Origin of the sequence: Desulfurella sp. (assembly GCF_049977265.1) — a bacterium.
In the GTDB taxonomy this organism is placed as follows: domain Bacteria; phylum Campylobacterota_A; class Desulfurellia; order Desulfurellales; family Desulfurellaceae; genus Desulfurella.
Genome location: NZ_JBMFGQ010000059.1, coordinates 1 through 6,377, shown reverse-complemented (window position 1 = coordinate 6,377; position 6,377 = coordinate 1). Strand labels below are relative to the sequence as shown.

Here is a 6,377-nt window from a genome sequence, read left to right as displayed (position 1 = left end):
TCATTTGCAGGATCAAGTAAATCAATTGCTTTTGCAAAATACATTATAACAATATCACGCAAGGATTTTAGATAATCAAATTTTTTTAATACGTCTTCTATTGTGAGGTCTGTGTGTTTGTGAAGCCAGTTTATATTTATTTGAGAGTCTTTGGGCAATAAATCTTTTAATACATATAGATTTGCCTTTACCGATATTTTTGTTTTATTTTCAGGCAATAGCTTATATAAGTGTTTTTCGTCTAAAATATTTTCCAGGCCTTGTTTTATAAACTCTCTTATGCTTATCTGTTTAAATTTTTCTATAGATATACGCTCAGCAAAATTAAATGTATTAAATTCATGATAGGCAGCTTTTACTTTTGTGTTTAGAAAAAAATCTTTTAAATCTTCAAAATCGTTTCTTAATATAAAAATTTTGCCGTTTGAAGTCAAAAATTCAAGCTTTTTATCATAAACCAAAGCAGTAACTTTTTGATTATCTTTAATGTGATGAAAAAAATTATAAAGATCCAATTCTTTCATCTCACCAGTTTGGGTCATATCTTTTAGTTGTTTTTGCTCAAATGTCTGGATTTGATTTTCTTTTAATATTTTTGAGAGTTTTTCATGCGTATTTGGCATATTTACAATAAAAATATCCTTGCAGCGCTTTGGCAGTTTCTCATTTGGTGCCTTTAGCATAAAAATAAGAATCTTATGGTTGTTGTTTTGCGCAAAATCAGCAATTGCCTCGCACAATTTTGCTTTTGTTAAAATGCCAAAATTTTTTCCTATAATAATTGCTTTATAGTCGAGAATCGTATTTTGCTCAAGAATGCGTTTTATATCAAAACTTTCTTCGACAACAAAATTTGACTCAAATATAGCTTTTAAATACTGTTTTAGCGGTATATTATCCATAAAAAACAATACTTTGTGCATTTTATTTTCACCGTTTTTTATGTAGTATAACAAATGTTATATATATGTCAATATTATAAAACTAATTTTGCATTCCAATAAGACAAGCCCCAATGGCTCCAGTAAAACTGGATAACTCATGCGTGGCTATTGGTGTGTCCAATATCTTTTCTAAAGCCTTTAAAAGTCCAATATTTTTGGCAACGCCTCCTGTTAATATAACTTTTGGCTTGCCACCAGCTCTTTTGTACATGCTTGATATCCGGCTTGCAATAGATTGACAAAGGCCAGCGATAATATTGTTTCTATCTTCACCTTTTGCTACCAATGATATAACTTCAGATTCTGCAAATACCGTGCAAATACTGCTTATTTTTGAAGGAGAAGTAGTTTTTAAAGCAAGATTTCCAAACTCATTTATATCTGTTTCCAAAGCTTTTGCCATGACATCTAAAAACCTGCCAGTGCCTGCTGCACATTTGTCATTCATAACAAAATTTACAACATTTCCACTTTCATTTAAAATTATAACTTTGCTGTCCTGACCGCCAATATCTATGACTGTACTTACATCGTAAATCAAAAACTTAACACCTTTTGCATGGCATATGATTTCTGAAGCAGTTTTTCTTGCAAAATCAATGCTTTCTCTACCGTACCCGCAGGAAACAATATTTTTGATATGGGATTCACTTATGTTGTTTCTTGACAGAATTTCTTTGTATATATTTGTTGCAACCTGCTTTGAGCTGTAGCCTACATTTGCAATTAATTTATCAATTATGTTTTTGTTTTGATCCATAAGTACTATTTTTGCTGTTGTTGAACCTATATCTATGCCTATAAACATTTTTTTAGCCCTTTATTTGACTCAAAACTTCCATAAATGAATCAATACGGTTTTCCACCTGAGCCTGTGCAAATTTGCGCTCATCTGTCATATCGGCTTCAATAAAAAGGGTAGGGATGCCTTTCTTTTGAATTATACGCGCAATATCGTATTGACCAAAAGAATAAGGCTTACAACTGCGGTTTGAGTGCAACACCACACCATCTATAGAATATTTATCAATAAGCTTTAGGACAGAATCTGCCATTTTGTCTGTACCTATATTTAGATATACTCTTGCGTAGGCTTCCCCCATTGTTTCCAAAAAATGCTCTTCATCAACATAATCAACCACACCACACCAGCTCTGCGTGTATGTGTCTGCTACCAGTGCACCATCATGTTTTTTGAAAGCATTTGAAAGCCACCTCATTTTATACCATATAGGCAAATTATCCCATAAAAGCCTGTATTTTTCGTTTTCCACCGCTCCAATTTTGTTTTTTGCACGATCATTTAACTCTTTAAGCAAAGTTTCATAGTAGTCAACAACAACCTTTTTGCCCCTGAGTGTTACAATAAGAGCCAGATGTATAAAAGCATCAAATGCAGTCATAGGGCTTGGTTTATTAATTGCACTATCCAAAACTGCTTGCCATTTTTGCATAGCCTTAAGCGATAATTTTCCAACTTCCTGCATTTTGTCATAATCAAGCTTTTTCTTTGTAACGCTTTCTAAAAAAGAGATATACTCTTTAGTTTGAGCCTTTAAGTATTTTTTTGCAGAATCATCTAAGTCCACATGGCAAAATGGCGTATCGTAAATAAAAAGTGGAACATTAAATTTTCTTGATTGTATTTCATACCATTTTTGAACTGTCCCACAAATATTATTGCAACAAATAAGCATGTCAGGTTTTGGTAAACCTCCAATAGGACTTTGGCGTGTTATTGAAGATGTAATATCAACTTTAACATAAGAACATATATCACTTGAATAACCGAGGCTTTCTGCATATTCAGATAGTTTTGCGCCGATTTTTGAAGCACCAATCATTGCTCCATGGTTTTCCGGATATACCGGTATAATACCCATCGCAATAAGCGGTTCAACCGGACCTCCACTTGTTATCCAGGCGACTTTTTTACCAAAATATTTTGCATACTTTGCTGTTAAATAATATTTTTTCATAATTTTTTTCATTTTATCTGTTGACTTAATTTTATTTTCCATTTTTACTCACCTAACATCTCTATAAAAGTTTCAAGTCTTGTTTTGGTTTGTTCATCAAATACATTGTGGTTTTCGATTTCAACCATTATGCTTGGTATCCCAATTTTTTCAAGTAAATTTTTCTGGTCTGGGTAATCAAAAGCATGCGGTTCGCAAAATTTAATAAATAAAAAAATTACACCATTAATTTTGTATTCTTCAATTTTTCTTTTTAAATAATCAAGCCTGTATTGTGGGTTTATATGCTTGGTAGGACAAATAGGTCTTTTGATAAATCTATCCACTATTGACTGCAAAGGATTATCGCCAATCAGCGTTAATTCATCAAAAAATCTTGTGCCTGTACATAAATCATCCCAAACAATATGAGCATTTCTATTTTCTATGGTTTCAAATAAAACTGGATGATTACATATGCTTCCTATAATCATAAGTCGTTTTGAAGATTGGTGTTGATTTTGAGATATTTTATTTATTATTTGAGAGCTTATGTTAATAAACTCCACAGGATCCATAATAAACGAAGTTCTTACAATTTTTGATAAATCGCTATAGCTTAAAGCTTCAGGATTATTTGACTTAATGTTATATAGCTTAAGTAAGTTAGCTTTTAAATCATTGTAAGTTTGTATGGCTTTATTGAGGCTATCTATATCCATTTTTATATTTTGATCCTGTTCAAGTTTTGATTTAAAATCATACAAAATATCAAGAAAATAGTCTTTTGAGGTTTGTGAACTAAATTTTACTGGCAATATCAGATCAAATTGCTTGAAATTAAGGTTTATTCTAAATATATCAGATAGCCTCTGCATTGAATCGCATGTATGCAAAAATAAAAAAGCGCTTAAAAAATCAAGTTTTTTTAACAAACTATCTTCAAGGAGCGTTCTTACAACTGCACAAGCATACGATTGCAAATACACATCAGAAAGACTGACATTATTGGCTAAACCTATTATTCTTGCAGGATGATAACCGCTTGCATAAATAAGCTCAACTGGAGCATAAGTACAGCTATAGCCCATAATAGGCTTTGATCTGGATAAATTTTCTAAATATGTATATGGGTTTTGTAAAATAGAATCAATTGTTTTCATTAACTCTTGCATTTTCTTTTTCCTCTAAAAGTTTATAGTCTATTTTGCCAAGTTTTGTTCTTGGCAGTTGCATAAATTCTATATCATAGGGCACACTCCATACATTTAGATGTTTTTTGCATAAATCTATGAGTTCCTTTTTTAATTGGTCTTTATTTACATCAGTATTTTTTAGCTCAATAAAAGCTTTAATTTTGTGCATTTTGTATTCATCTTTTACACCAATAGCGCAGGAAAATTTAACATTTTCGTGTGAGCTTAAAACATTTTCTATTTCAGTTGGGTAAACATTCATACCGGAAACTTTTATCATTCTCTTTAATCTTTGCTTAAAATAAAAAAAGCCTTCTTCATCCATATAGCCTAGATCGCCAGTATGCAACCAGATTTGACCATCATTGTGCATTTTTAATACTTTTTCAGTTTCTTGTGGATTATTTAAATAGCCTTTCATTACACACGGACCATTAATACAAATTTCTCCTAATTCATTTGGTTTTAATTCATTAAGCAAAACAGGGTCAACTATTTTAAGTTTCATATCGGGAAAAGGTATACCAATGGAATTAGGTTTGTATTTATCAAGTGGCATAGCCGCAATTGCAGTAACAGCTTCGGTTAGACCGTAGCCTTCCCTTAATTTTGCATTAGAGCCACTTTTTGACACAAGTGAATCAAAATCTTTTTTTATATGCTCAGGCAAAGTATCTGCTCCCGAAAATGCGCCTTTCAAAAAACTCAAGTTCATTTTTTGAAAATCTTTACTGTCAAGCAGTGCTTTGTATAGAGTAGGCACACCTACTAAAAAGGTTGGCTTTGCTTTTTTTATCAATTTTATAACTTTTTCTAAATCAAAATTTGGCACAAGTATTGCCTGTGCTCCACCCATCAATACTGCATTAATACAAACACTAAGACCAAAACCGTGAAATATAGGCAGTATCGCTAGGATTTTATCTTCTTGATTTAAATTTGCCCAGGCGCTTATTTGAGTGCCATTTGCAATCAAATTGAAATTTGATAACTCAATACCTTTTGGTTTTCCTGTTGTACCTCCGCTATACAAAATAACTGCCGTATCAAACGCTTTTTGTTGTGGTTTTATATCAATTAAAATATTTGAGTGTTTAATTGCACTTTCAAAAGTTAAATCTACAATTTTTTTGGGTCTTTTGAAAACATTGTAGGCGGTTTTTAAAAAAAACGGCATAAATGTAGAAATACTTGTTTGCATAATGTTTTTTAACGGCGTTTTATCTTTTATAGATAAAACTTTATTTACAAATAAATCAAGCGTTATAGCAAACTCAGAATTACTGATATTTAAATAATTTGCTATTTCTTCTTCACTGGATAAAGGATGAATAAAGCTTGCTATAGCACCTATTTTATTTATTGCATAAAATGCAATCACAGCTTGAGGGCATGTTGGCAAAATCAAACTCACAGTGCTTTTTTGGTCAATACCAATTTCTTTTATATACACTGCAAATTTATCAATGTAGTAAAGCAATTTAGCGTAAGTTATAGTATTGCCAAAATAGATAAAAGCAATCTGGTCTTCATATTTTAAACAGGACTGTCTAATAGACTCATACAAACTTATTTGGGGATAATTCAGGCTTTTTGGCACATTACCATAATGCCTTAACCAAATTGACACAAAAACCCCCTTTCTTTTGCAATTTAAAAAATTCACCAAAATCTTTTTTATCTATAACGTTAAAGTTAAATTTTGATATTAAACCTGTTTTAAAATAGAAATAATTATTTACTAAAATCACAATAAAAAAACCTTTTAGATTTAATTATTTGCGTTTTACTTCAAATATGCACTCACTAAAACCTTGTGCTATACACTGAGTTTCTTTTGGCTCCCAGCTTCCACCTAAAAATTCTTCTAGCATACCAGCTATAGTGCCGCCAAGTGGTAAACAGGTAGGTTTTTTACTTTCTATGCCTTCTGCAAAAACAGAGTGTTGAGCTTTAAAGTTTACAGAGTTTTCAGATATATTGAATTCTACCATTTTACATTGTTTTGATTCTTCAAAATAAGAAATTATGCATTCTTTTACATCTTCTAAACTCAAGTTGTCACCAAGAATCTCTTTTATATGACTTGCTGCTTTTTTGCCTGCCTTTTTGCCACTTAAAACAAACATACCCCCAAGACCAAAACCAGCTAATTTAATCAGTTGCGAAAAAAAATCCCTAAATACATTCTTTGGCAAAATAAAGCCTTCTTCTTCCACATACTGATTTGTTTTAGCTCTTATTTCTTCTTTTTGCATATTATTTAACCCCCTCAAAAA

The 6,377-nt window shown here is 31.4% G+C and carries 6 protein-coding genes; all 6 read right to left on the bottom strand.

Annotated features, from left to right (window positions below):
• The coding region (locus ACP5FO_RS08245; RefSeq protein ID WP_428157356.1) for a hypothetical protein at positions 1–923 on the bottom strand (923 nt) is incomplete at its 3' end.
• A 61-nt stretch (positions 924–984) separates the two neighbouring features.
• Complete coding sequence (locus ACP5FO_RS08240) at positions 985–1,752, bottom strand: acyl-CoA dehydratase activase (RefSeq protein ID WP_428110745.1); 768 nt, start codon at positions 1,750–1,752, stop codon at positions 985–987.
• Positions 1,753–1,756: 4 nt separating this feature from the next.
• Positions 1,757–2,965 (bottom strand): 2-hydroxyacyl-CoA dehydratase subunit D, encoded by a 1,209-nt coding sequence (locus tag ACP5FO_RS08235; protein WP_428110746.1) that lies wholly within the window; start codon positions 2,963–2,965, stop codon positions 1,757–1,759.
• Between the two features lie 2 nt (positions 2,966–2,967).
• Positions 2,968–4,077: a 2-hydroxyacyl-CoA dehydratase subunit D gene (locus ACP5FO_RS08230; RefSeq protein WP_428157355.1), complete on the bottom strand. Its 1,110-nt coding sequence runs from the start codon at positions 4,075–4,077 to the stop codon at positions 2,968–2,970.
• Positions 4,052–5,728: an AMP-binding protein gene (locus ACP5FO_RS08225; RefSeq protein ID WP_428157354.1), complete on the bottom strand. Its 1,677-nt coding sequence runs from the start codon at positions 5,726–5,728 to the stop codon at positions 4,052–4,054. The genes ACP5FO_RS08230 and ACP5FO_RS08225 overlap by 26 nt, the downstream gene beginning before the upstream one ends.
• 145 nt (positions 5,729–5,873) lie before the next feature.
• Positions 5,874–6,356: a V4R domain-containing protein gene (locus ACP5FO_RS08220; protein ID WP_287005807.1), complete on the bottom strand. Its 483-nt coding sequence runs from the start codon at positions 6,354–6,356 to the stop codon at positions 5,874–5,876.
• Between the last annotated feature and the right edge of the window lie 21 nt (positions 6,357–6,377).

Bases quoted from the DNA above. Each gene is read 5' to 3' on its own strand.
- ACP5FO_RS08240 (WP_428110745.1), bottom strand. From the start codon at position 1,752: ATGTTTATAGGCATAGATATAGGTTCAACAACAGCAAAAATAGTACTT.
- ACP5FO_RS08235 (WP_428110746.1), bottom strand. From the start codon at position 2,965: ATGGAAAATAAAATTAAGTCAACAGATAAAATGAAAAAAATTATGAAA.
- ACP5FO_RS08230 (WP_428157355.1), bottom strand. From the start codon at position 4,077: ATGCAAGAGTTAATGAAAACAATTGATTCTATTTTACAAAACCCATAT.
- ACP5FO_RS08220 (WP_287005807.1), bottom strand. From the start codon at position 6,356: ATGCAAAAAGAAGAAATAAGAGCTAAAACAAATCAGTATGTGGAAGAA.